General features: G+C 39.3%; 28 protein-coding genes. 26 read left to right on the forward strand and 2 right to left on the reverse strand.

Translation table 11 applies throughout. From position 1 onward, the window contains the following. The first annotated feature begins 31 nt into the window (after positions 1–31). The 14 genes from ACNAN0_RS06145 to rplS all read left to right on the forward strand — a co-directional run bounded on the left by ACNAN0_RS06145 (position 32) and on the right by rplS (position 15,019). Positions 32–1,711, forward strand: a complete 1,680-nt coding sequence (locus ACNAN0_RS06145) for a DAK2 domain-containing protein (protein ID WP_416354141.1) — start codon at positions 32–34, stop codon at positions 1,709–1,711. A 100-nt stretch (positions 1,712–1,811) separates the two neighbouring features. Next, complete coding sequence (recG, locus tag ACNAN0_RS06150) at positions 1,812–3,845, forward strand: ATP-dependent DNA helicase RecG (RefSeq protein WP_416354142.1); 2,034 nt, start codon at positions 1,812–1,814, stop codon at positions 3,843–3,845. A gap of 26 nt (positions 3,846–3,871) precedes the next feature. Further along, positions 3,872–4,873, forward strand: a complete 1,002-nt coding sequence (plsX, locus tag ACNAN0_RS06155; RefSeq protein WP_230913458.1) for a phosphate acyltransferase PlsX — start codon at positions 3,872–3,874, stop codon at positions 4,871–4,873. Between the two features lie 55 nt (positions 4,874–4,928). Beyond that, the gene (acpP, locus tag ACNAN0_RS06160; RefSeq protein ID WP_230913459.1) at positions 4,929–5,177 is read left to right on the forward strand and encodes an acyl carrier protein; all 249 of its coding nucleotides are present in this window, start codon (positions 4,929–4,931) and stop codon (positions 5,175–5,177) included. Positions 5,178–5,402: 225 nt separating this feature from the next. Continuing rightward, positions 5,403–6,116, forward strand: coding sequence for a ribonuclease III (rnc, locus tag ACNAN0_RS06165; protein WP_230913460.1), 714 nt, complete (start codon positions 5,403–5,405; stop codon positions 6,114–6,116). A gap of 28 nt (positions 6,117–6,144) precedes the next feature. After that, positions 6,145–9,705, forward strand: coding sequence for a chromosome segregation protein SMC (gene smc / locus ACNAN0_RS06170; RefSeq protein ID WP_416354143.1), 3,561 nt, complete (start codon positions 6,145–6,147; stop codon positions 9,703–9,705). Between the two features lie 21 nt (positions 9,706–9,726). Beyond that, on the forward strand, positions 9,727–10,800 hold the full coding sequence (gene ftsY, locus ACNAN0_RS06175) for a signal recognition particle-docking protein FtsY (RefSeq protein ID WP_230913462.1): 1,074 nt from the start codon (positions 9,727–9,729) through the stop codon (positions 10,798–10,800). A gap of 1 nt (position 10,801) precedes the next feature. Beyond that, entirely contained in the window at positions 10,802–11,143 is a 342-nt protein-coding gene (locus ACNAN0_RS06180; protein WP_230913463.1) for a putative DNA-binding protein, read from the forward strand. A 33-nt stretch (positions 11,144–11,176) separates the two neighbouring features. Further along, the gene (ffh, locus tag ACNAN0_RS06185; RefSeq protein WP_230913490.1) at positions 11,177–12,613 is read left to right on the forward strand and encodes a signal recognition particle protein; all 1,437 of its coding nucleotides are present in this window, start codon (positions 11,177–11,179) and stop codon (positions 12,611–12,613) included. Positions 12,614–12,694: 81 nt separating this feature from the next. After that, on the forward strand, positions 12,695–12,970 hold the full coding sequence (gene rpsP, locus ACNAN0_RS06190) for a 30S ribosomal protein S16 (protein ID WP_230913464.1): 276 nt from the start codon (positions 12,695–12,697) through the stop codon (positions 12,968–12,970). A gap of 12 nt (positions 12,971–12,982) precedes the next feature. Continuing rightward, positions 12,983–13,219 carry a KH domain-containing protein gene (locus ACNAN0_RS06195; protein WP_230913465.1) on the forward strand — a complete coding sequence of 79 codons (237 nt, stop codon included), beginning with the start codon at positions 12,983–12,985 and terminating at the stop codon, positions 13,217–13,219. Positions 13,220–13,288: 69 nt separating this feature from the next. Beyond that, positions 13,289–13,816 carry a ribosome maturation factor RimM gene (rimM, locus tag ACNAN0_RS06200; protein WP_230913466.1) on the forward strand — a complete coding sequence of 176 codons (528 nt, stop codon included), beginning with the start codon at positions 13,289–13,291 and terminating at the stop codon, positions 13,814–13,816. After that, the gene (gene trmD, locus ACNAN0_RS06205) at positions 13,806–14,546 is read left to right on the forward strand and encodes a tRNA (guanosine(37)-N1)-methyltransferase TrmD (RefSeq protein ID WP_230913467.1); all 741 of its coding nucleotides are present in this window, start codon (positions 13,806–13,808) and stop codon (positions 14,544–14,546) included. Before rimM ends, trmD begins: the two co-directional genes overlap by 11 nt. Positions 14,547–14,671: 125 nt before the next feature. Next, the gene (gene rplS, locus ACNAN0_RS06210; protein ID WP_230913468.1) at positions 14,672–15,019 is read left to right on the forward strand and encodes a 50S ribosomal protein L19; all 348 of its coding nucleotides are present in this window, start codon (positions 14,672–14,674) and stop codon (positions 15,017–15,019) included. A 115-nt stretch (positions 15,020–15,134) separates the two neighbouring features. Here rplS and lexA read toward each other — a convergent pair whose 3' ends face one another. Further along, a complete protein-coding gene (gene lexA, locus ACNAN0_RS06215; protein ID WP_230913469.1) occupies positions 15,135–15,752 on the reverse strand; it encodes a transcriptional repressor LexA in 618 nt (205 codons plus the stop codon). 93 nt (positions 15,753–15,845) lie between these two features. On the opposite strand from lexA, the gene ACNAN0_RS06220 reads away from it, so the two are divergent. Then, positions 15,846–16,103, forward strand: coding sequence for a DUF896 domain-containing protein (locus ACNAN0_RS06220; RefSeq protein WP_230913470.1), 258 nt, complete (start codon positions 15,846–15,848; stop codon positions 16,101–16,103). A gap of 70 nt (positions 16,104–16,173) precedes the next feature. Next, a complete protein-coding gene (locus tag ACNAN0_RS06225; RefSeq protein WP_230913471.1) occupies positions 16,174–16,410 on the forward strand; it encodes a YneF family protein in 237 nt (78 codons plus the stop codon). Positions 16,411–16,530: 120 nt separating this feature from the next. Here ACNAN0_RS06225 and ACNAN0_RS06230 read toward each other — a convergent pair whose 3' ends face one another. Continuing rightward, positions 16,531–17,184 (reverse strand): lysophospholipid acyltransferase family protein, encoded by a 654-nt coding sequence (locus ACNAN0_RS06230; RefSeq protein WP_416354144.1) that lies wholly within the window; start codon positions 17,182–17,184, stop codon positions 16,531–16,533. 68 nt (positions 17,185–17,252) lie between these two features. Between ACNAN0_RS06230 and ACNAN0_RS06235 the strand changes: the two genes are divergently transcribed. The 10 genes from ACNAN0_RS06235 (at position 17,253) to ACNAN0_RS06280 (ending at position 26,238) form a co-directional block, all read left to right on the forward strand. Beyond that, positions 17,253–17,990, forward strand: coding sequence for a tRNA1(Val) (adenine(37)-N6)-methyltransferase (locus tag ACNAN0_RS06235; RefSeq protein WP_230913473.1), 738 nt, complete (start codon positions 17,253–17,255; stop codon positions 17,988–17,990). After that, positions 17,980–18,261 carry a GIY-YIG nuclease family protein gene (locus ACNAN0_RS06240; RefSeq protein ID WP_230913474.1) on the forward strand — a complete coding sequence of 94 codons (282 nt, stop codon included), beginning with the start codon at positions 17,980–17,982 and terminating at the stop codon, positions 18,259–18,261. Before ACNAN0_RS06235 ends, ACNAN0_RS06240 begins: the two co-directional genes overlap by 11 nt. Positions 18,262–18,406: 145 nt before the next feature. Next, positions 18,407–19,210 (forward strand): 30S ribosomal protein S2, encoded by an 804-nt coding sequence (gene rpsB, locus ACNAN0_RS06245; protein WP_230913475.1) that lies wholly within the window; start codon positions 18,407–18,409, stop codon positions 19,208–19,210. A gap of 35 nt (positions 19,211–19,245) precedes the next feature. After that, positions 19,246–20,124 carry a translation elongation factor Ts gene (gene tsf / locus ACNAN0_RS06250; protein WP_230913476.1) on the forward strand — a complete coding sequence of 293 codons (879 nt, stop codon included), beginning with the start codon at positions 19,246–19,248 and terminating at the stop codon, positions 20,122–20,124. A 136-nt stretch (positions 20,125–20,260) separates the two neighbouring features. After that, positions 20,261–21,001 (forward strand): UMP kinase, encoded by a 741-nt coding sequence (gene pyrH, locus ACNAN0_RS06255; protein ID WP_416354145.1) that lies wholly within the window; start codon positions 20,261–20,263, stop codon positions 20,999–21,001. Then, entirely contained in the window at positions 20,988–21,548 is a 561-nt protein-coding gene (frr, locus tag ACNAN0_RS06260) for a ribosome recycling factor (protein ID WP_416354146.1), read from the forward strand. Before pyrH ends, frr begins: the two co-directional genes overlap by 14 nt. An 88-nt stretch (positions 21,549–21,636) precedes the next feature. Beyond that, positions 21,637–22,392 carry an isoprenyl transferase gene (locus ACNAN0_RS06265; RefSeq protein ID WP_416354147.1) on the forward strand — a complete coding sequence of 252 codons (756 nt, stop codon included), beginning with the start codon at positions 21,637–21,639 and terminating at the stop codon, positions 22,390–22,392. A 13-nt stretch (positions 22,393–22,405) separates the two neighbouring features. Continuing rightward, the gene (locus tag ACNAN0_RS06270) at positions 22,406–23,194 is read left to right on the forward strand and encodes a phosphatidate cytidylyltransferase (protein WP_416354148.1); all 789 of its coding nucleotides are present in this window, start codon (positions 22,406–22,408) and stop codon (positions 23,192–23,194) included. Positions 23,195–23,221: 27 nt separating this feature from the next. Further along, positions 23,222–24,490, forward strand: coding sequence for an RIP metalloprotease RseP (gene rseP, locus ACNAN0_RS06275; RefSeq protein WP_416354149.1), 1,269 nt, complete (start codon positions 23,222–23,224; stop codon positions 24,488–24,490). Positions 24,491–24,516: 26 nt separating this feature from the next. Further along, positions 24,517–26,238 carry a proline--tRNA ligase gene (locus tag ACNAN0_RS06280; protein WP_230913482.1) on the forward strand — a complete coding sequence of 574 codons (1,722 nt, stop codon included), beginning with the start codon at positions 24,517–24,519 and terminating at the stop codon, positions 26,236–26,238. Positions 26,239–26,246 lie beyond the last annotated feature (8 nt).

Below are 26,246 nucleotides of genomic sequence, written 5' to 3' on the forward strand. Positions count from 1 at the left end.
ATAGAATAATTGCTATTCAGGAGGAACTTCCTTGAAAATTGAAGAAATTAATGGCGATAAATTTAAGGATATGATTCGGGTTGCATCTCACCGAATAAAGAAAAATAGTGACTTTGTTAATTCTTTAAACGTTTTCCCGGTTCCAGATGGAGATACTGGTACCAATATGAGTTTGACGTTTGCCAGTGGCGCAAAGGCAGTCAATGAAAATCCCAGCAATTCAGTTGGTGAACTAGGTAAGTCCTTGGCTAAGGGGTTACTAATGGGGGCACGTGGCAACTCTGGTGTCATCACTTCGCAGATTTTTCGTGGCTTTACCAAAAAAATTGAACCACAAACTTCTATTAGTGCGCGTCAATTAGCTGATGCATTCATGGCTGGCGTGCAGACAGCTTATAAAGCTGTCATGAAACCAGTTGAAGGTACCATTTTAACGGTTGCTCGAGAAGGTGCAAAAGCGGGTAATAAAACGGCGAATGAAACGAATGACATCACCGAAGTTTTGAAGGCTGTCATTTTGGCAAGCAAAAAAGCTTTAGCGAATACGCCCAACCTGTTGCCAGTCCTTAAAGAGGTTGGTGTCGTTGATTCCGGAGGTCAAGGCCTTGTTTTCATTTATGAGGGCTTTTTAGAAGGTTTAACTGGTGAAGTAGCTGCTAAAGATATTTACACGCCTGACGAAGCTGAAATGGACGAAATGGTTAATGCTGTCCATCACCGAGCAATCCAAGGTCAGGTAGCAACGGCTAACATCACTTATGGCTATTGTACAGAAATGATGGTAAATATTGCCAAAAAGAAAGCGGATCAAAAAACATTTGATTACGAAACTTTTCGAAATTATTTGAATAATCTGGGTGATAGCTTGCTAGTTGTCGCCGACGATGAGGTTGTTAAAGTTCACGTTCACACAGAACACCCTGAAAAAGTTTATCGTTATGGCAGTCAATTTGGTGTCATGCATAAAATTAAGATCGATAACATGCGTGTCCAAAATGAAAATGTCGTTAATGAAGCTCAAGCTGCCTCTAATAAGCAGTCAAAACGGCCGCAAGTGGATTATGCCGTGATTGCAATTGCCTCGGGTGACGGTCTGCAGCAACTATTTGAAAGCTTAGGGGTCACTTTTGTAATCAATGGTGGTCAGACAATGAATCCAAGTACTCAGGATATTTTAGATGCTATTGAGCAAGTAAATGCCAAACGGGTCATAATTATGCCAAATAATAAGAATATCTTCTTATCAGCGGAACAAGCGGCTGATGTTAGCGATATTTCTGTGGCCGTTGTGCCGACTAAAACAATTTCTCAAGGGATGACTGCTATGTTGTCTTTTGATCCAGCTGCTGATTTAAATACGAATAAAAAACAGATGACCGATGCACTGACGACCGTTGTTAGCGGCCAATTAACAGCTGCCACTCGAGACACAGAGCTTAGCGGTCTCAAAATCAAACAAGGTGATTATTTAGGAATTGTTGATGGTACGATCAAAGTTGCTAACCCTGATCGTCTGCAGGCTGCCATTCAAATGGTAGAAACAATGCTGGATGACGAAACTGAGATTATTACAATTATTTATGGTGCTGATGCAACCAGTCAGGAAGCTAAATCACTTGAAGCTGCTATTTTAGCCAAACATGATGATCTAGAAATTGAGATTCATGAGGGCGACCAGCCAGTTTATCCTTTCTTGATTTCAGCAGAATAGTTAATAATTGTTTCTAAAATAGATATATATTGGGCCGATTTGCAGTTATTTTGCATCGGTCCTTTCTTTCTAAACTGTCAATCAAGAAGGGGGGACGCACTTGTTAAAACTTTCTGATTCAGTTGAAACTCTGAGTGGTGTCGGTGCCAAGCGGGTTACGGCTTTAAATAGTCTGGGTATCTTTACCATCAACGATTTACTGTTTTATTTTCCATTTCGCTATGATGATTTAAAAGTTAAATCTTTGGCGGAAGTTACAGACCAAGAAAAAATAACGCTCAAAGGGACAGTGATTGCAGCGCCAATTTTGAATCGCTTTGGACCTAACAAAAATCGCTTAATTGTTCGTCTTTTAGTGGAACACCAAGTTGTAATTGTAACTTTTTTTAATCAGCCTTGGTTAAAAGATCGCTTTATTCCAGATACAGTTGTTGCTGTATTTGGCAAATGGGATCAACGCCGCCGCGGTCTGACTGGAATGAAGTTTTTCTCACCGAAAGGCGATAATGATTTAGCTGGTATTTATTCAGTCAACAAAAATATTCGTCAGAGCACATTAATCAAGTTAGTTAAGCTGGCATTTGAGAAATATCAATCGGTTATTGGCAATCTAGTGCCAATTGATATTCGTCAGCGTTATCGTTTACTCGATGATCGTGAAATCATCACTGGTATGCATTTTCCGAAAACGGCAGCTGAAGTTAAAGCAGCCCATCGCAGTGCGGTGTTCCGTGAATTTTTTGTATTTGAATGTCGGATGCAAGCCATGCGACAAAAAGAGCGCCAAGGAAACCAAGGATTGAGCTTGAAATACCAATTAGCGGCTGTGCAGGATTTTATTCACGAATTACCCTTTGAATTAACACAAGCACAAAAAAGGGTCGTTAATGAAATTGCAGCCGATATGAAACGCCCTTATCAAATGAATCGCTTGCTTCAGGGGGATGTTGGTAGTGGCAAAACCATCGTTGCAGCCATTGCCTTGTTTAGTGCTGTAACTGCTGGTTATCAGGCGGCCTTGATGGTACCCACAGAAATCTTAGCCACGCAGCACTTTGAAAAATTACAGCCTTTATTTGCTAAGATGAATGTGGTAACGACTTTGCTAACTGGTGCAACAACCAATAAAAATAGACGAAAAATTGATGAAAATTTGGTTCAGGGTCGCGTGAACATTTTAATTGGGACACATGCGTTAATTCAAGAGAGTGTGCATTTTAAAAATCTGGGGTTCGTTGTCATTGATGAGCAACATCGCTTCGGTGTTAATCAGCGTAAGGCATTACGTGAAAAGGGGTTACACCCAGATGTTTTGATGATGACGGCAACGCCGATTCCCAGAACACTGGCTATTACAACTTATGGCGAGATGGATGTTTCGACGATTGATCAATTACCAAGTGGTCGAAAACCGATTAAGACATATTGGCTTAAAAATAATCAAGATCAACAAGCTTTTGCTTTTGTCCGACGACAACTCGTTCAGCATAATCAGGCGTTTGTAATTTCACCCCTGATAGAGGAGTCTGAAACTATGGACCTGAAAAACGCCGAACTATTATATGAACGCTACCGTGAAGCTTTTGCGCCGGAATATGAAGTAGCTTTACTGCATGGACAAATGAGCAATGATGATAAAAACACAGTCATGGCGGCTTTTGCTAAAAATGAGGTGCAAATTTTGGTGGCTACCACAGTGGTGGAGGTCGGTGTCGATGTGCCAAATGCCAATACCATGATTATTTATGATGCTGACCGATTTGGGTTGTCACAACTGCATCAGTTACGAGGACGCGTAGGTCGTGGTCAGCAGCAAGCATACTGCTTATTAGTGGCTCAGCCCAAAAACGAGGTGGCCGTTGCACGACTACAGGCAATGACCGAAACAAATGATGGTTTTGTTTTATCTGAAAAAGATTTAGAATTAAGGGGTCCCGGAGATGTTTTTGGTCAAAAACAGTCGGGGTTACCTGATTTTCAAATCGGCGATCCAGTTGCTGATTTTAACGTTTTACAAGTTGCTCAAACTGAAGCACAGCAAATTTTTGTAGACGATCCAAGTCTATCGAAAGCTGAACATCAAACGTTACGGACTTTTTTAAAAACAACAATTGATCTAAAACGACTAGACTAATTTTATATCAGAAGAGGAGTTATAGAATGAAAATTGCCATTGATGCAATGGGCGGAGATAATGCCCCAGAAGCGATTGTTAAGGGCGTGTTGGCTGCCAGAGATGCATTTTCCGATATGGAATTTATTTTGTATGGTGACCAGGCACAAATTAAGCCTTTGGTATCTAACATAGAGCGGATTGAAATTCAGCATACGGATGAGGTTATTGCCGGTGACGATGAGCCTGTACGATCTGTTAGACGTAAAAAGCAAGCTTCTATGGTTTTAGCGGCACAAGCAGTGAAAGATCATCATGCGGATGCTTTCTTTTCTTGTGGTAATACTGGTGCAGTTTTAGCTTGTGGTATTTTTGTGATCGGCCGCATCAAGGGCATCGAGCGCCCGGGACTAATGCCTACATTACCAACGGTGGCGACAGACGATGGGTTTAATTTAATTGACGCTGGTGCAAACGCCAGTAGCAAACCGAATCACCTTTATCAATATGCTAAGATGGGCATTTATTATGCTCAAGATGTCCGTAAAATTAAGCAACCAAGAGTGGGACTTTTAAATAACGGCACCGAGTATGATAAGGGTGATGATCTTCACAAAGAGGCTTATCAACTACTCAAAGATGATCCAGACATTAATTTTATTGGTAACGTTGAGGCTACCAATATTTTAGAAGGTCCAGCTGATGTCGTCGTTTCTGATGGTTTTACTGGGAACGCGGTTCTAAAAACAATTGAAGGCACAGCTGGTGCTTTAATGAAAGTCATCAAGCATAGTTTATTAAATAGTGGTATGTTATCTAAATTAGGTGCGGCCATGTCTAAGTCCGCATTTGCCGCTGTAAAGGATAAGTTTGATACTTCAAAATATGGCGGTGCCGTACTGTTAGGCGTGGCTGCACCGGTCGTAAAATCTCATGGTGCTTCGGATGATCGCGCTGTCTATTATGCATTAACGCAAATTCATGATATGGTTAATAAACAAACCGTCCAACATGTGATTGATTATTTTTCCAAAGAAAAAAATTCATAGACAAGTCACAGAAAAACGGATAGACTAATTTTGCATTAAAATTTGGAGGCAAGTTATGACTGAGCAAGAAATATTTGATAAGGTAGCAGCTATCTTAGAAGATCGTTTTGATATTGACAAAAGTAAAGTTACGAATGATTTAAATTTTAAAAATGATTTGGAAGCTGATTCTATTGATATTGTTGAATTTGTAATTGAGCTAGAAGATACTTTTGGTGCAGAGATTCCAGATGAAGAGGCGGAAAAAATCAAGACAGTCGGTGATGCCGTTTCTTATATTCAAGAACATATGCCCAAAAAATAAATATCTGTTAACCAGACACCATTTTAGCTAGCCAGTGAGTTGATTTCTGTGCTAGCTTTTTTATATGGTAAAACAGTGCAGTTTGCCCCTTTTTCTGATAAACTAAATCAGTATGTAAAATGAACTGTTATTTGCTTTTTTAATATATTTAGCTGTTATCATTGTTTTACCAGCTAGAGATAAGAAAAAATCAAAGTCAACGGACACAATGAAAGGAATTTAAAAATGATCCAGGAATTAGCAAATGAATTGCGTCAAAAATACGGTATCGAGTTTAAAGATTTGAGTTTATTAGATGAAGCTTTTACGCATTCTTCTTACGTCAATGAACACAAAGAACTTAATTTAAAAGACAATGAACGGTTGGAATTTCTTGGCGACGCTGTCTTGGAATTAACTGTTTCTGAACACTTGTATAAAAGATTTCCAGAACTTCCTGAAGGCAAACTTACACGTTTGCGAGCTTCGATTGTTTGCACTAAAGGATTCAGTAGTTTTTCGCGAGAGGCACACTTTGATCGTTATGTTCGACTGGGTAAAGGCGAAGAGCAAATGGGAGCACGTAATCGTGACACGTTATTAGAGGATCTTTTTGAAGCGTTTAATGGTGCGCTTTACCTAGACCAAGGGAAAGAAGCTGTGGTAAAGTTTATCCGACAAATTATCTTTCCGAAGGTTGATGTCGGTCAATTTAATGAGTTCACAGATTATAAAACAGCATTGCAAGAAGAATTACAAACAAATGGCGAAGTAGAAATCGCCTACCATACGCTGTCTGAAGATGGTCCAGCGCACGAACGTGTTTTTCATGTAAACGTTACGGCTAATGGTGAGGTATTAGGGGAAGGTCAAGGCGCCAGCAAAAAACGTGCTGAACAAGCTGCTGCCAAGACGGCATTAACTCAAATCAAAATGAATCAGTCCTCACAAACAAATTAGCGACCACAGTCATATTGGAGCGAATTAAATGTCACTAACATCACTAATCATTTCTGGATTCAAATCATTTGCAGATAAGACTGAGTTAACGTTTGACAAAGGTGTTACAGGTATCGTTGGGCCAAACGGCAGTGGTAAAAGTAATATTACCGAAGCAGTTCGCTGGGCGATGGGTGAACAGTCAGCTAAGGGATTGCGTGGTGAACATATGCCAGATGTTATCTTTGCAGGCACACAATTACGTCCTGCTATGAATTTAGCGTTAGTTACTTTAAAATTTGATAATCAGGACCGCGCGTTAAAAAAAGATGCTGATCAAATCGAAATTACGCGTAAAATTTTTCGAGACGGCACAAGTGAATTTTATATCAATCAAAAAAGCTGCCGCTTAAAGGATATCGTCAGCTTGTTTTTAGATTCTGGAATCGGTCGTTCTTCTTTTTCGATTATTTCTCAAGGTCAAGTGGAAGAAATATTTAATAGTCGACCAGAAGATCGACGCACGATCATTGAAGAAACTGCGGGGATTCATCAATATAAAATACAAAAAGAAACAACGTTAAAAAAGTTAGAACAAACAACTGATAATTTAAATCGTGTTGAAGATATTATTGCAGAGTTGCATGATCGAGTAGCTCCACTACATGAACAAAGTAGTTTGGCTAAGGAATATCTTGAACAAAAAAAACAATACGATCATTATATGAAATCATGGCTGGTTATTTCCATTAATCAGAATTCAGCAGAAAAAACCCGGTTACAGCAAAAAATCAACGAATTAAATTTAACTGCTAGACAATTAGCTGAAGCCAAAGCAACACTTGCCGAAGATCTGACGGCTGCCAAAAAGCAACAAACGAAACTTGAACGTCAGTTAGATAACGATCAAGCACAATTAGTCACTGCAACTCAAAAAATTGAGGCATTAAAATCACAAAAAGCATTAACTAAAGCCCATGATCAGCAACAAGCAACACAAACGAAGGATCTAAAAAAACGTATTCATGACTTGACTGATCAGTTGACTGAACAAACGCAAACTTGCCAGCAAACCACTGCCCAGTTAGCTCTTATTGAAAAAAAGCTGACACCTGTTGAAGCCCAAATTAAGCAGCTAACAGTTACATCTGGACAGTCGAAGGCAGATATTCAAAGTAAGATCGATGCTGAAAACGATCAATATTTAACTTATTTACAACAGCAAGCAGAATATCGTAATCATATTCAAATGTCTGAAAAGCAAAAAAATATCTTGACACATCAAGTAGCGCGTATTCAAGCACAGCAGGAAACGTTAACAGCAGAATTAACCCAGCTACAAAAAGAATTGGGCGAAAAAAAAGCAAAAATCCAGTCGACTGAAAATGCTCAAGTGAGCGCACAAAAAGAGCTGCAAACTTTAGAACAAACGTTAACTTCAGAACAGCAGAAATATGAGCAAGAACGCCAAAATTTGGTTAATGGCTTAGATGTTTACCAACGGGCAAAAGCCAAATTGCGAAGTTTGGAAGCCTTCCAACGGGAATTTTCGGGATACTACCAAGGCCCTAGATATATTTTGCAGCATCGGCAAGAGTTATCGGGTGTTTTAGGTTCAGTATCTGAACTGATGCGTGTGCCTGAAAAATTTCAGGAAGCAATTCAAGCTGCTATTGGCAGCCGATTACAAGATATTGTGACAGATGATGAATTAGCTGCAAAAAAAGCAATTCAGCATTTACGAACAAATCATCAAGGGCGCGCAACATTTTTACCTTTGACGTCTATTAAAACACGCACGATCTCATCTAGTGATGAAGCACAACTACGCCAATATAATGGTTTTTTAGGTGTTGGCTGGCAACTCGTAAAAACTGAGGTTGCTTATATTCGTGTCTGCAAGCATTTGTTAGGGACTTTGGTCGTTGTAGAGGCCCTAGACCAAGCTATTAAAATTGCTCAAGTTACCAATCGTCGTTTCCGTATTGTCACGCTAGCAGGGGATATTTTGAATACGAATGGAGCTATGAGCGGTGGTGCACAACATAAGCAAACAACGAACTTGCTCACTCAGAAGAATCAAATTGAACTTGGGCGTACGAGAGTTCAAAATATGGATCAAACACTACAACAAAAAGAGTATGAAGTAAAGTCGTTGCAACAACATGTGGCACTTTTAAAAAAACAAATAGCCGAATTTAAAAATAATCATGCAGCCGATCAAACAAACTTCCAGCAAACACAACAACAGTTAACTGAGCTGACGACAGCTTTAGATTATAAAAAACGTGAATGCCGTGCGGCTGATTACAATTTAAAGTCATCTACGGAGCAATTGAACGGGCTCACTCGAGAAATCGAGCAAACTCAACAACAGCAAGTTCAACTCGAGCAGAATGTGACCGAGGCACGGCAAACTCTAAATACCCTGCGTCAGACGTTGACAGACTTTGATCAAACACAGCAGCAACTGCAAAATCAAATAAATGAACTAAAAATTACAAAAGCTAGTTTGACTGCAGACCAGCGTAACTTTCAGCAGCAATTAACGCAACAACAACAACGGCAACGGAAAACACAGCGACAGCTGCACGATCTAGAGCATGCTTTGACCGATATTCAAACTGCTGGACATAACAAAAAGCTGTCATTATCTGAAATTGAAACGGAAATTCAAGTAAGTAAGCAACAACAACTGACACTTCAAACGAATATCGAACACGCGCAAAAAATGCGTATTAATGTTAAACAGCAATTGGATCATCTTCAAGGTGAAGTCACGCGAAACATTGGGTTGCTAGAAAATACCCGAACTGAAATTACCACGAACCAGCAGCAGCTTGATTCTGTAGTTGAAAAAATTCATAATGACTTAGAACAAGTTGAAACTGATTATCAGACATCGTTTGAATCATTACAATCAGAAGTGGCTCAATCAAAAGTGGTTGATCTTGAAGTTTTGCAGCGGAAAGTGAAGTTATTGAAGCGCACACTCGATGAAATTGGCCCAGTAAATCTTACCGCGATTGAAGAATATCAAAAGGTTAAAACACGCTTTGACTTTTTAACACAACAACAAACAGATCTACTTACTGCTAAAAACACCCTATTAGAAACCATTGGCGAACTTGATCAAGAAGTTAGAGCTCGGTTTAAAGCGACATTTAGGGCAGTCTCAGAAGCTTTTAGTGAAATTTTTCCAAAAATGTTTGGTGGTGGCCAGGCGGCACTAATTCTAACTGATCCTGAAGATTTATTGAATACAGGTGTCGAAATTAAAGCATCACCTCCTGGAAAGAAACTACAAAAGTTAAGTTTGCTTTCTGGAGGGGAGCGTGCCCTAACTGCAATTACATTACTTTTTGCGATCATTAAGGTCCGGCCTGTACCCTTTTGCATCCTAGACGAGGTAGAAGCTTCATTAGATGATGCTAATGTGGCTCGTTTTGCGGACTTTTTAAGAGCGTATGATGCAAAAACACAGTTTATTGTCATCACGCACCGTAAAGGCACAATGATGCGGGCAAACCGTTTGTATGGTGTGACCATGCAAGAATCTGGTGTTTCCAAAGTTGTATCCGTGGCGATTTCTGATCAGGTAAGTGCTTGATCTCAGAATAGGAGGAATTTGATGGGATTATTTGACAAAATAAAAAAAGCTTTTACCGGTGGTAATGCTGACGTACCTGAGCAACAGGAAGAAACCACTGAGAAATATGAAGCTGGCTTAGAAAAATCGCGGCAAACTTTTGGTCAAAAAATTAATGCTTTATTTGCCAATTTTCGAACCGTTGACGAAGGTTTTTTTGATGATTTAGAAGAGATGTTAATTGAATCTGATGTTGGATATGAAACGGCTTTGCGCATTAGCGACGAGCTCCGTGAGGAAGTTAAATTAAAAAATGTGAAACGATCCGATGAGGTTTCTCAAGTAATTGTTGAAAAGCTAGTCGATCTTTACGGGGAAGCCGGTCAGGATGAAGATAATGCCTTACATTTTACTGACAATGGTCAACCGACTGTTTTTCTATTTGTTGGGGTTAATGGTGCTGGTAAAACAACCACTATTGGTAAGTTGGCGCACCGTTATCGTCAAGCTGGCAAGAAAGTCCTATTAGCGGCCGGTGATACTTTCCGTGCTGGTGCTATTGAACAGTTACAAGAATGGGGGCGTCGCGTAGACGTTCCAGTTGTGGCATCACAGCCAGGTGGTGATCCGGCCGCCGTTGTTTTTGACGCCGTTAAAACTGCTCAACAGGAACATTATGATATTTTGCTGGTTGATACAGCTGGACGTTTACAAAATAAAGTCAACTTAATGAATGAGCTGGAAAAAATCAAGCGCGTCATCAAGCGTGAATTACCTAATGCACCGCAAGAGGTACTGTTGGTGCTGGATGCATCCACCGGGCAAAATGCTTTGTCCCAAGCGAAACAATTTAATGAAACAACGCAGGTTTCTGGTATTGTGTTAACAAAACTAGATGGTACCGCTCGAGGGGGCATTGTATTGGCAATTCGCAATGAATTGCATATTCCAGTTAAATTGGTAGGTTTGGGTGAAAAAATGGATGATCTGCAAGACTTTAACCCAACCCAATTTATCTACGGGCTATTCAAGGGCTTGATCGATATTCCAGAAACGACTGACGATGGCACAAATACTTCAGAATTCAAGTCAGACTCGGAAAATACGCAGGATTAATATGGAATTAGAAAAAAATAACCGCATTAATGAATTGTTTGATTTCTATGGTATGTTGTTAACGCAAAAGCAGCATGAATATATTCGACTTTATTATCGCGATGATTACTCCCTTGGTGAAATTGCAACCCACTTTGCCGTAAGCCGTCAGGCGGTTTATGATAATATCCATCGTACAGAACAAATTTTAAATAACTATGAACAGAAATTACATCTTTATCAACGTTATCAAAACGAAAATCACTTGCTTCAACAGATGCGGCAACATGTGGCCACACATTATCCAACGGATCAAAAGCTAGTTGAGTTGATCATGCAAATTGAAGCGGAAACAGATGCTTGACACAAAACAAACTAATAAAAGGGAATGATGAACTTGGCGTTTGAAGGTTTAACAGAACGTTTACAAAATGCCATTGGCAAGCTTCGAAAGAAGGGCAAGGTAACCGAAAGTGATGTCCGCGAAATGATGCGGGAAGTTCGCTTAGCTTTGTTAGAGGCCGATGTCAATTTCACGGTCGTTAAAGATTTTGTCAAACAAGTTAGAGAACGAGCTGTGGGCGCTGAAGTATTAGAAAGCTTAACGCCCGCTCAACAGATTGTAAAAATTGTTAATGATGAATTAACTAAAACGATGGGAGAAGCTGCTGTACCTCTTAATAAGGCACCCCACATCCCAACGATTATCATGATGGTCGGACTCCAGGGGGCAGGTAAAACAACCACTGCCGGTAAATTAGCAAATTACTTAATCAAAAATGAAAAAGCACGGCCATTGCTAATTGCTGCAGATGTTTATCGTCCTGCTGCTGTGGATCAATTAAAAACAATTGGTCAACAATTAAACGTCCCCGTTTTTGATATGGGTACAGATCATGATCCCGTTGAAATCGTCAAGCAGGGTATGATTCAGGCCGACTTACAAAAGAATGATTATGTCATCATTGATACTGCTGGGCGATTGCAGATCGATGAAAAATTAATGACTGAGTTGGCAGACATCGAGGCTGAAGTTCAGCCTAATGAAATCCTGTTGACCGTTGATGCAATGACAGGGCAAGCAGCTACAGAAGTTGCTAAAGGGTTCAATGAGCGCTTAAATATCACAGGTGTAGTGCTGACAAAATTAGACGGTGATACTCGTGGTGGGGCTGCCCTGTCAATTCGTGCGGTTACTGGTAAACCCATCAAATTTACAGGTCAAGGTGAGAAATTAGATCAGTTGGATGTTTTTTATCCTGATCGCATGGCTAACCGAATCTTAGGCATGGGTGATATGATGTCACTCATCGAAAAAGCTCAAAATGACTTTGATGAAAAGCAAGCCGCGGCCATGGCTGAGAAGATCAAGGAAAATTCATTTGATTTCAACGATTTTCTAGATCAAATGGACCAGATTCAAAAAATGGGTCCATTAGATGAAATTATGAAAATGATCCCCGGTGTTGCAAATAACCCGGCAATGAAAAATATGAATATTTCACCAAAAGAAATGGATCATATTAAAGCCATTGTTTATTCAATGACACCAGCTGAAAGAGAAGAACCTAAGATTTTAAATGCCAGCCGTAAACGTCGCTTGGCTGCCGGTTCGGGTCGTCCAATTCAAGAAGTGAATCGGATGATCAAACAGTTTGATATGTCCTCTAAAATGATGCAACAAATGTCCAAAGGTAACATGAGTGGTATGGAGGGTTTATTTGGTAATGGCGTTCAAGGCAAGCTTGGTAAAATGGCAATGAGTTCCATGGCCCGCAAGCAAAAGAAGCGCAAAAAGAAACGCTTAAAAAATGCCAAAAGATTTAAATCGTAAGTGTAAAGAAAAAACACTTTACATGTGTCCGACGAACTGTTATATTTATTGTCGTGATAATTTTTAATGGAGGTGTCCTACTTGGCAACTAAAATTCGTATGAAACGTATGGGTTCAAAACGTAAACCTTTCTATCGTATCGTTGTGGCTGATTCACGTGCTCCACGTGATGGCCGCTTCATCGAAGAAGTTGGTTACTACAACCCACTTAAAGAACCAGTAGAATTAAAACTTGAAGAAGAAACTATTTTAGACTGGTTGAAAAAAGGTGCACAACCTTCAGATACAGTTCGTAACTTACTTACTTCTCGCGGCATTATGAAACAATTGCACGAAGCTAAATACGGCAAGAAATAAGGGCTGCTTTTTATGGTAGACATTGATCATCTGATTAAAGTCATCGTAGAGCCACTTTGTCAGTATCCAGAAAAGCTTAACATCGTGCAGCATGAATCAGATCGATTTATCGAATTTGATTTAAAAGCTGATCCCAGCGATGTAGGCCGAATTATCGGTCGCCAGGGTCATGTGGTTCAAGCTATTCGTAATATTGTTTATGCGGCAAAGACAAATTATCAAAAGCGTGTGCGCTTAAACATTAACTAGTGTTTCACAATAAATTGATCTGGGATGACCAGGTCTTTTTTTGTAGATTGGTGAGGTGATTAAAAATCAATGGCTTACTTCAAAGTTGGCAAAATCGTGAACACACAGGGCATTAAAGGTGAAGTAAAAATCGTTAGTCATACAGATTTTCCAGAAACGCGTTTTCAACCTGGCGCGGAGTTAGCGATCCTTTTTCAAAAACAATACTTACCCGTCACTATAGAGAAATCCCGTATTCAAAAGGGGTTACCAATTGTAAAGTTTACTGAATTCAATGATATTAATGCTGTAGAAAAGTTTAAGGGGAGCGAGCTCTATATTGCTGCTGAAAAACGACCTGCTGACGAGTTGGCATCAGGAGAATTTTATTACCATCAGATTATTGGTGCTCAAGTAATTGACGCACAAACAAAAGAAGTTTATGGTCCGATTACTGAGATTTTATCACCAGGTGCTAATGACGTCTGGGTCGTAAACTCCGCAAAATATGGCGAAATATTGATACCTTACATTAAATCGGTAATTTTAAAAGTTGATGTGACTCAACAACAAATTTGGGTTGATTTACCAGAAGGACTGATTGATCGTGAAAATTAATATACTATCGCTTTTTCCAGAGATGTTTGCACCTTTGCAACAATCATTGATCGGTAAAGCTAGAGAAAATGGCCTATTAAAGGTCGATATTGTTAATTTTCGCGATTACACAACAAATAAACATCATTCGGTTGATGATACCCCATATGGTGGGGGCGCAGGTATGTTGTTAATGCCTCAGCCTATTTATGCAGCGATGCATAGCCTTGTTGAAAAGAAACTGAGTAACCCCAACAAACGACGTGTGATCATTTTAGATCCTGCTGGTCAACCATTTAATGCTAAAATGGCGCAGGAATTCGCACAAGAGCCTGAACTGGACTTTATTTGTGGTCATTATGAAGGTTATGATCATCGCATTTATGATCTTGCCACGGATTTAGTTTCAATTGGTGATTTTGTACTTACTGGTGGGGAGTTAGGGGCGATGGTGATGATTGATGCGATTGCTCGTTTTGTGCCGGGTGTACTAGGCAATCAGGATTCTGCAGAGACCGATTCATTTTCCAGCGGCTTGTTAGAATACCCGCAGTACACGCGGCCAGCTGAATTTCAAGGTCAGGTTGTTCCTGAAGTATTACGCAGTGGCAATCATGAAAAAATTAGGCAGTGGCGTTTATATCAAGCATTGAAACGCACTTACACAAAAAGACCTGATTTACTGGCACAACAAGCACTGAGTGCCGAAGCAGAACAGATGCTAAATGATATAAAAAACAATGACTGTTAAGAAAAAATCTTTACACTATTAACTTTATGTGATAGTATTTTTACTTGTGATATATGGTCACTATCAACGATATTCCGCTGGGATGAAAGTTGCTCATGAATGTCTGTTATAAAGGAGAGCTTAAAATGAATCCATTGATTCAAGAATTAACAAAAGAACAACTACGTTCGGATATTCCTGAATTCCGTGCTGGTGACAGCGTTCGTGTCCACGTTCGTGTTGTCGAAGGTTCACGTGAACGTATCCAGTTATTCGAAGGTGTGGTTATCAAACGCCGGGGTACTGGTATTAGTGCCACTTATACTGTTCGTAAAATTAGTAGCGGTGTCGGTGTGGAAAGAACATTTCCATTACACACACCTCGTGTTGCCAAGATTGAAGTAACACGCCAAGGTCGTGTACGTCGAGCTAAATTGTACTACTTGCGGGCATTACGTGGTAAGGCTGCAAGAATCAAAGAACGCCGTCGTTAATAAAAAAAGCAAGTATCCAGTCGGCTACTTGCTTTTTTATTTTAGTTTTAGAATACAAAAATGTGGCCGAAGCAGCAAGACCTGCCACTGGCCACGAGTTGGTTAACAATAAGGATCAGATTTGATCCCGGTAAAGACTGATGACTTTGCCTAAAATAATTACATTCTCTAAAATAATTGGTTCAAAGGTATCGTTTTCCGGCTGTAAACGGTAATAACCATCTTCTTTGAAGAAACGTTTACAAGTTGCCTCATTTTCCTCCGTCATGGCAATTACAACATCGCCGTTATCAGCTGTTGCTTGTCGGCGAACAATAACTTTATCGCCATCTAAGATACCAGCATTGATCATACTTTCACCGCGAATTGTTAGCATAAAAACATCATGTGCGTCATGTATATTTGGTGGTAATGGAAAATACTCTGTTGCATCTTGAACTGCTAAAATCGGTACGCCGGCGGTTACCACACCAAGCATTGGGATTTCCTTAGAGGCTTCCCCTAGAGCTTCTAAACCTGCTTTTGTTAGTTCAATTGCCCGCGGTTTGGTGGGATCTTTTTGCAAAAAGCCTTTCTTTTCTAACCGGGATAAATGACCATGAACAGTAGAAGTAGAGGATAAGTCGACCGCTTCACCAATTTCACGAACGGTTGGTGGATAGCCTTGCTCGTTAACGCGATCATAAATGAAGCGCAAGACCTCCATTTGTTTTGACGTCTGGTTCTTTACCATGTTGACACCCCTAATTTTTATTAAACTAAGCTTATCATAGGTATATAAGCTTTTCAAACAAATGTTCGTATTTTTTTAAGGAGATTGATTCAAATGACTGAAAAAAAAGATTTAGAAGCTGAACAACGTATCAAACGCATTAATGAATTGGCTCATAAGCAGAAGTCTGAAGGCCTAACGGAAAAAGAAAAATTAGAACAAGCTAAACTACGCAAAGAATATTTGGCAAATTTCAAACAAGGATTCAAATCACAAATTGAAATGCTGCGTGTATTTGATAAATCAGGCAAAGAAGTGACACCTGACAAGGTAAAAAATATTCAGCGCAAAAAAGGTTTGCGCGATGATTAACTTTTAGTTTTCAAATCAGCTTTTTTTCGGTATCATATTCTTTGGACATTTTAATCGGAGGCTAATAATTATGAGTACAACTGTTGCAATTATTTTAGGTATCGTCATCGGCTTGATCGTTGGTGTGATCGGTGGGTTCTTTTTAGCACGTCAGTATATGAAAAAATATTTGGCCGACAATCCACCAATCAATGAAGATATGATGCGTACAATGATGATGCAAATGGGACAAAAACCATCACAAAAGAAACTAAACCAAGTTATGTCTGCTATGAAACAGCAACAAAAGAAGCAAGCTAAAAAGTAGGTTTATATTTATTAGCTAACTTAGAATATGTCAGACTTAAAAAAAGTGGGCGAAAGCAAAACGATTGTTTTGCGTCGCCCACTTTTGCTAGACTCAAATTCTAAGAATCCGTTGTACGTATTAAAGCTCGCCTTTTTCCTTTTCAAGCTCAGCTTTTTTGCTATCAGGTACATAAACAAAGTTTGGATCAATGGCATGATCTAAATCATGCCAAGCAGTGATCAAAGACTGATTAATAGCTAGTGTTTTGTCATCGGTTAATTTTCCCTTACGTTCGACCATAATTGGCTTGCCAAAACGAATCGTAATTTTTTTTCGTTGTAAAACGCCTTTAAAAGTTAATGGTCCCTGATACACAAGGGGAATCAGAGGCACACCCGCTAATTTAGCGATCACTTCAGCTCCGGACTTTAACTTGTTCGAATACCGCGTTCCCGATGGAAACATAATCAATGCTAAATTTTCGTGCTTCAGTTGTTTAACCGGAATTTTTATTGCTGAAGGCCCTGGGTGCGCCCGATCAACTGGAAAGGCATTAGCATGTTTTAAAATGTAACTTAAAATCGGATTTTTAAATAGTTCCTTTTTCGCCATAAAGCCAAACTTTTTGGGCCAGGCACCGACGGCAAATAAAATTGGTTCCCACCAAGTACGGTGGGGTGCAACAAGTATATAACCAGATTTTGGCAAGTTTTGTTTTGCCTCAAAATGAATATTGCCATTGAGTATAAATAGTAAAAAATGAACAATATGATAAAAAACTGTATATAACATAAGACACCTCACATAAATTTACCTAGCCCATTATATTGTTTTCTCAGTAAAATTGAAAGGAATTTATCATGTTAACTGCTGATGAACGCATCGATCAACTTTATAGCTCAAATTTAAAAATTATTCAATCGTCTAAATATTTTGCTTTCGGTATTGACGCCATTTTATTAGCCGATTTCTCGAAAGTACCACCAAGCGGAAAAATTTTCGATTTTTGTGCTGGCAATGGTGTTGTCGGCTTATTTTTGAGTCATAAAACCAAGGCTAAAATAACCTTGATTGAAATTCAACCCCCGTTAGCCGACATGGCTGCACGCTCAATTAGATTAAATCAGCTTCAAAATCAAGTAACTGTTGAAAATATGGATTTAAGAACGATTACTGACCACTTCACACCCGATTCTATTGACTATATTAGTTGTAATCCACCTTATTTTCGAATAAATGAGGGGAGTCTTACAAATCCGAACAAAGCCCTGGCAATTGCACGACACGAATTAGCAGTGACAATTGAAGACATTATTGCCAATGCTCATAAAATGCTGAAAACAAATGGCAAGCTTAGTTTGATCTTTCGCCCGGATCGTCTGGACGAATTATTTGTGCTTTTCAAAAAATACCATCTTGCACCCAAGCGGTTGCGATTTGTTTATCCCAAATTGAATGATAACTTAGACGCAAATATGGTATTGGTGGAAGCAATTAATCGTGGCCGGGAGAACGGCGTCAAAGTTGAACCGCCTTTATATGTTTATGAGAATGATCACTATACTAAAGAAGTTAGAAGACTTGTTTATGGTCAATGACGTACATACAGTTTCAAACTATTATGTCTATATTTTAAAATGTGCTGATAATACGCTATACACTGGGTATACAACCGACGTTACGCATCGGGTGGCGATGCATAATGCGGGCAAGGGGGCAAAATACACGCGGGCACGACGCCCCGTTAAATTATTGTACTACTGGCAGTTATCAACTAAGTCTGAAGCATTAAAGGCAGAAGCACATTTTAAAAAGCTGACACGGACACAAAAACTTCGATTTTTAAGAGCGCATAACATTCTAATTTAAGACTTGCATTGCCTAGTAACTTTGCGTATACTATGCTGGTATGAAAAAATATTTCACACATCTATGGATCTCATGGCTGGTGCCTTTTGGTTACTGTGAGAAATGACATAGATGGCGGGAAAAACCATTTGGAGGTAGTTTTATTATGGCAGTATTGTCAATGAAGCAATTGTTAGAAGCTGGTGTTCATTTTGGACATCAAACACGTCGCTGGAATCCTAAGATGAAGAAATACATCTTTACCGAAAGAAATGGTATCTATATCATTGATTTGCAAAAAACGGTTAAGATGATTGATGACGCTTACAACTTTGTCAAAGATGAAGCAAGCAAGGGTGCCACATTTTTATTTGTAGGGACTAAAAAGCAAGCTCAAGATTCCATTGCTGAAGAAGCAACACGTGCTGGTCAATACTATGTGAATCATCGTTGGTTAGGTGGCACATTAACAAACTGGGATACAATTCAAAAGCGAATCAAATACTTGAAACACATTAAGGAAATGGCTGAAGATGGTACATTTGATCGTTTACCTAAAAAAGAAGTTTCTTTATTAAACAAGGAACGTGAAAAATTAGAACGTTTCTTGGGCGGTATTGAAGATATGCCTGGTATTCCTGACGTTATCTTTATCGTCGATCCACGTAAAGAACGGATTGCTGTTAAAGAAGCACAAAAATTAAATATTCCAATCGTCGCTATGGTTGACACGAACACAGATCCAGATGATATTGATGTTATTATTCCATCAAATGACGACGCTATTCGTGCTGTTCGTTTGATCACATCTAAAATGGCTGATGCTATCGTTGAGGGCCGTCAAGGTGAAGATGAAGGCGACGCCGCTGATGCTGAACAATTAGCTGCATCAGATAATACAACTTCAGCTGACTCAATGGAAGATATTGTTGAAGCAGTTGAAGGTAACAACGACGAAAGTAAAAAATAATTAATTAAATTTTAACTGATCAAGGAGGCCAAATCATGGCAAAAATTTCCGCGGCGCAAGTTAAAGAATTGCGTGAAAAAACTGGTGTCGGCATGATGGATGCTAAAAAAGCTTTGGTTGCTACAGATGGTGACATGGCCAAAGCCATTGATGAATTACGCGAAAAGGGGATTGCGAAAGCAGCCAAGAAGAGTGACCGTATCGCGGCTGAAGGCTTAGCAGAAATTGCCTTCAAAGGTAATCACGCAGCTTTAGTTGAAGTTAATTCAGAAACAGATTTCGTAGCATCTAATAGCGATTTCACTTCTTTGGTTGAAAAAATTGCTGCAGCTGTTGCTGAAAAACAACCAGCTGATATGGCTGCTGCGCTCAAACTACCATTAAACGATGGTACAATTGAAAGCGAAGTTACTAACTTAACAGCCGTAATTGGTGAAAAGATTAGTTTTCGTCGTTTCAAAATTGTTGAAAAAACTGATAGCCAAGTATTTGGTAAATATCTCCACAATGGTGGTCAGATTGCTGTTTTAGTTACTTTAGAAGGTGCCGACGAAACAACTGCTAAAGATGTCGCTATGCATGTAGCTGCAATCAATCCACAGTATGTAACTCGTGATGATGTCCCAAGTGATGTGCTTAATCACGAAAAAGAAGTACTCACCGAAGAAACCAAAAATGAAGGTAAGCCTGAAAAAATTGTTCCTAAGATTGTTGAAGGCCGATTAAACAAGTTCTTATCTGAAATTAGTTTAGCTGATCAAGAATTTGTGAAAGACCCAGATCAAACCGTAGCTCAATATGTTGCAAGTAAGGGTGGAAAGTTAGTTTCCTTTGCACGTTTTGAAGTCGGTGAAGGTATCGAAAAACGCGAAGATAACTTTGTTGATGAAGTTATGAGTCAAATTAAAGACTAGTATGCAAGAATAGCTGGGGTGACCTGGCTATTTTTTTTAGGCAGTTTTTCAATAAAAAATATTTATATGGATATTGTTTCGGTTTCAACAGTATTTTATGATAGAATATACTTTAGCAAATTATCGGAGGTAACACATGTCTGACATTAAATATAAACGTATTGTTTTAAAAGTAAGTGGTGAAGCTTTAGCTGGTACTGACGGTTTTGGTATCAAGCCACCAATTATCTCAAAATTGGCAGATCAGCTTAAGGAAGTTACAGCTTTGGGTGTTCAAGTTGCCATTGTTTGTGGCGGTGGTAATATCTGGCGTGGCGAAACAGGGGCTGAACTTGGTATGGAAAGATCACAGGCTGATTACATGGGGATGTTAGCTACTGTAATGAATGCCTTAGCTTTACAGGATAGCTTGGAGCATGAAGATGTGCCAACACGTGTCCAGACTTCTATTGAAATGCGTCAAATTGCCGAACCTTATATTCGGCGCAAAGCAATTCGTCACTTAGAAAAAGGTCGCGTCGTTATTTTCGCTGGTGGTACAGGAAACCCTTATTTCTCAACTGACACTACGGCCGCTTTACGGGCTGCTGAAATCGATGCAGATGTTATCTTGATGGCCAAAAATAATGTGGATGGTGTTTATTCTGCTGATCCAAAAACCAATCCAGATGCTAAGAAGTACGATGAGTTGACACAACTTGATATTATCAATAAAAATTTAAAAGTTATGGATTCTACTGCTAGCTCGTTATCAATGGACACTGATATTCCATTAGTTGTTTTCAATATGAATGAACCGGGCAATATTAAACGCGTTGTTCAAGGTGAAAAAATTGGGACAACAATTCAAGGGGGTAAGACAAATGGCTCAAAATAATACCATTGATACAGCTAAAAATCATATGAAAAAGGCACAAGAAGCGCTTAGTCGTGAACTGGGAAGCATTCGTGCTGGACGTGCCAATGCAAGCTTGCTAAGCCGAATCAATGTGGACTATTACGGTGCTCCGACACCTTTAAATCAAATGGCAGCAATTTCTATTCCAGAACCTAGGGTTTTGCAGATTACGCCATACGATAAGACAGCTTTAGATAACATTGAAAAGGCTCTATTAGCATCAGATCTTGGGTTAACACCGGCTAATGATGGTAATGTTGTTCGCTTGGTTATTCCGCAACTTACTGGTGAACGACGAAAAGAAATCGCTAAAGAAGTTGGAAAACAAGCTGAGAATGCACGCATTGCGATTCGTAGTGTTCGCCGAGATGCCATGGAAGATCTAAAAAAACAAGAGAAAAATAGTGATATTACAGAGGATGAACTACATCGATTAGAAAAAGATGTTCAAAAGATCACTGATGAAGCCGTTGCTGGTGTTAATGACTTAGCTGCTGCCAAAGAAAAAGAAATTACTGAAGGTTAAATGCTAATACTTTGCTAGAATGGTTACAAACGTCTATTGTTTTTGACCATTCTTTATTTTTTGAAACCTATTTTAATGGGGGCTATACATGTCAACAAAAAACAACGACAATCAAAATATTGGCCACGGTAAGATCCCAAATCATATTGCCATTATTATGGATGGCAATGGTCGATGGGCCAAGAAACGTTTGCTTCCGAGAATCGCCGGGCATAAGGCTGGCATGAACAATGTCAAAAAAATTACGAGTTATGCCAATAAAATTGGTGTCAAAGTATTAACACTTTATGCCTTTTCCACCGAAAACTGGAAACGACCTACAGATGAGGTTGATTATTTAATGCACCTGCCAGTCAATTTCTTTGATCAGTTTATGCCAGATTTAATTGCCGAAAATGTTAAAGTTCAAGTAATGGGGTTTACCGATGAGCTACCGAGTTATACTTTGAACGCTGTCACTCGCGCTCAAGAGCAAACGAAAAATAATACCGGTTTAATTCTTAATTTTGCTCTCAATTATGGTAGCCGCCGAGAAATCGTTCAAGCAACCAAAGCAATCGCATTATCTGTAAAGCAAGGTGAACTTAATGTTGATCAAATTACAGAAGCAACATTACAAGGACATTTAATGACACACAAATTATCTGAGTTGGCTGATCCCGATTTATTGATCCGTACCAGTGGTGAAGAACGACTCTCTAATTTTTTGCTATGGCAGCTGGCATATAGTGAGATGGTTTTTACCGATGAATATTGGCCCGATTTTGATACTACATCATTGAATCGAGCTATTAATGAGTATCAAAAGCGACATCGCCGTTATGGCGGACTTGTTGAAAAATAGGAGTTGAACTATTTTGCGTCAACGTATTATAACTGCAGTCATTGCTCTGGCAATTTTTGTTCCAATTTTAGTTGCAGGTGGAGTATGGATTGAAATAGCAGCGGCTGTGCTTGCTGTTATTGGTTTATCAGAGTTTTATATTATGCAAAAAAGAATTATCGTTTCTCCCGATTTTGTCATTTCAACGGTGGCGGTAATTGCTTTAGTATTTCCCAAGCGTTATTTTAATTGGTTGCCAGCTACAATTTCTCAACTAGATATTTTCTTTTTACTTACACTGGTGCTACTATTGATTACTGTTTTCTCAAAAAATCGTACTAATTTCGATGATATGAGCGTCAATACTTTAGCCACTTTGTATGTTGGTATGGGTTTTCATGCGTTGGCATCCGTTCGTAATGAAGCTGGTCTAGACACTTTATTTCTATTTCTTTTAATCGTTTGGTCGACAGATACGGGGGCCTATCTATTTGGACGGAAATTCGGGAAACATAAATTATGGCCAGCAATTTCACCAAACAAAACTTGGGAAGGTTCAATTGGTGGGACACTTTTGGCTTTAATGGTTGCCTTGATCTATCTGCAGTTTTTCCCTCAAATTTACAGCGTTTTTACGATGATGGCGGTTGCCTTGGTTTTTTCAATTTTTGGTCAATTAGGCGATTTAATTGAATCTGCGTATAAACGTTATTATGGTGTTAAAGACTCCGGTAAAATATTGCCCGGACATGGGGGTATTCTTGACCGATTTGACTCACTCTTAGTCGTATTACCCATGCTACACTTTTTCGGTTTTTTCTAAATTGAGAATTAGCAGGAGGACAAGTTTTTGAAAACAATTATCATATTTATTATCATCTTTGGCTTGCTGGTTCTTGTACATGAATTTGGACACTATTATTTTGCACGTAAATCTGGTATTCTTGTTCGTGAATTTTCAATTGGCATGGGTCCCAAATTATTCGCAACCCGCAAAAACGGCACAACCTACACGATCCGTTGGTTACCACTTGGTGGCTATGTCCGAATGGCAGGCGCCGCTGATGATGAAGCTGAAATTGATGCGGGTACAATGGCAACGTTGATTTTCGACGCGAACCACAAAGTGCAGACCATTAATACTAGTGATAAGATTGTCTCGACCGATGGCATCCCTTTTCAAATCAGTAAAACCGACTTAGAGCATGAGCTTTACGTTGAAGGATACGAAAATGGTGATGAATCTGAACTCAAGCATTTTGCTGTAAATCATGATGCCACAATCATTGAAAAAGATGGTACTGAGGTTCAAATTGCACCTATCGATGTTCAATTTCAGTCTGCTAGTATTCCTAAACGGATGATTACGAATTTTGCCGGTCCAATGAATAACTTTATTTTCGCTATTTTAGTATTTATTTTATTTGCTTTTGTTCGTGGCGGTGTACCTTCAAACGCCAATGTTGTTGGACAAGTTGTGCCTGATTCTCCAGCTGCAAAGGCAAATGTCGAGACTGGCGATATAATTGAAAAAGTACAAGGACATCAAGTTAAAAGTTTTACTGAGGCCTCAACTTTGATTTCAAAGCGAGCCAATAAAGTTACGGCTGTGACCATCAACCGTAATGATCATCGGCACAACCTCCGAATTACGCCTAAAACTGTAACCGTAAATAAAAAAAAGATAGGACAGATAGGCATCGAACAGCCGGTTGATACGAGTGTCGGTGCTAAAGTTTCGTATGGCTGGACAGGTTTTGTCGGCATTAGTTCCCAAATATTTCAAGTTCTTGGCAAAATGCTCACTGGGCACTTTTCATTGAATCAACTGGCTGGTCCGGTCGGTATTTATACTATGACGTCACAATTTGCAGCAAATGGATTCGCTAGTATTTTATACTTCTTGGCCTATCTTTCAGTGAACTTGGGAATTATCAACTTAATTCCAATTCCAGCATTAGACGGCGGTAAGTTGATCTTAAATATTATTGAAGGCATTCGAGGAAAACCAATTCCACAAGAGAAGGAAGCCATTGTAACATTAATTGGTGCAGGAATTTTAGTACTACTAATGGTTGCGGTTACCTTCAATGATTTTCAAAGAATTTTCCAGCGTTAAATCCAAATCAAAGGGGATAAAAGGAAATGAAACAATCAAGAGTATTTATACCAACATTGAAGGAGGTACCAAGCAGCGCGGAGGCAAAAAGTCATCAATTAATGCTTCGTGCCGGATACATTCGTCAAGTTTCGGCTGGTGTCTATGCTTATCTGCCTTTGGCTTATCGAGTACTGGAAAAAATTGAAACAATTATTCGTGAAGAAATGGCTAAAATTGATGCTGTTGAAATGAAAATGCCAAATTTGATTCCGGCTGATCTTTGGCGTGAATCTGGCCGTTACGATACTTATGGTGAAAACCTATTTAAACTAAAAGATCGCCATGATCGTGATTTTATTTTAGGACCAACCCATGAAGAAACCTTTACGGATCTTGTTCGTAATGAAGTTCGTTCTTATAAAAAACTGCCTTTTGTTCTTTATCAGATCCAAACCAAATTCCGTGATGAAGATCGACCACGATATGGCTTACTGCGTGTACGTGAATTTATCATGAAAGATGCATACTCTTTCAGTGCAACAGAAGGTGACCTAGATAAAATTTACGATCAAATGGAAGTCGCTTACCACAACGTTTTCCAACGCATCAAGCTTAATTTTAAAACAATTATTGGTGATGCAGGTGCAATGGGTGGCAAAGACTCTAAGGAGTTTTCTGCCATCGCACCAATTGGTGAAGATACGGTTGTTTGGTCAGATGGGAGTTCTTATGCGGCTAATTTGGAAATGGCTACTAGTAAACCAACGCAGGCAATTTCTGATGAAGTAGCCAATGAATTAACACAAGTACCTACGGACAATGCAAAGACAATCGATGAAGTTGCTAATTTTTTAAATGTGGCACGAACACAGCTTATTAAAAGTGTCTTGTTTCTAGCAGATGACCAGCCTGTTCTGGCAATTGTCCGGGGCGATTATGAGATCAATGATACAAAGCTAAAGAACTTGTTACAGGCCGATTTCTTAAGAATGGCTACACCAGAAGAAGTTCAAAATATTTTCCATGCGCATGTTGGTGCGATAGGTCCATTAAAGGTTCCTGAAGGTGTCAAAGTAGTTGCTGATTTAACGATTCAAGGAATGGTCAATGCAGTGACAGGGGCTAATAAAGATGGCTATCACTATACGAACGTTTTACCAGATCGTGATTTGGATATTGATCTTTATCATGATATTCGTTTCGTTAAGGAAGGGGAACCCTCACCTGATGGTGCCGGTATTCTACACTTTGATCGTGGCATTGAAATTGGTCATATCTTCAAATTAGGGACACGTTATTCCAAAATGATGCATGCTGAATTTTTAGATGAAAATGGCCGATCACAGCCGATTATTATGGGTTCTTATGGTATTGGCGTTTCCCGCTTATTATCAGCAATTGTCGAACAGCATTCCGATGAGAGTGGTATGGTTTGGCCACGGGATATTGCACCATATGATGTGCATATTGTTCCTGTAAACGTTAAGTCTGAAACACAAATGACTTTAGCAACACAAATTGAAACAAATCTCGAGAACGAAGGTTACTCCATTCTTTTAGACGACCGTAAAGAACGCGCCGGAGTTAAGTTTGCTGATGCAGACTTGATTGGCTTGCCAATTCGTATTACGGTCGGTAAAAAAGCGGATGATGGCATCGTTGAAGTCAAAATTCGAAAAACTGAAGAAACGATCGAAGTTAAAAAAGACGAATTAGTAAATGTCTTAGGTATATTACTAAAACAAATTGACGACGATAATCAATGATAATAGAT

Source organism: Agrilactobacillus fermenti, assembly GCF_047943045.1.
GTDB lineage: Bacteria > Bacillota > Bacilli > Lactobacillales > Lactobacillaceae > Agrilactobacillus > Agrilactobacillus fermenti.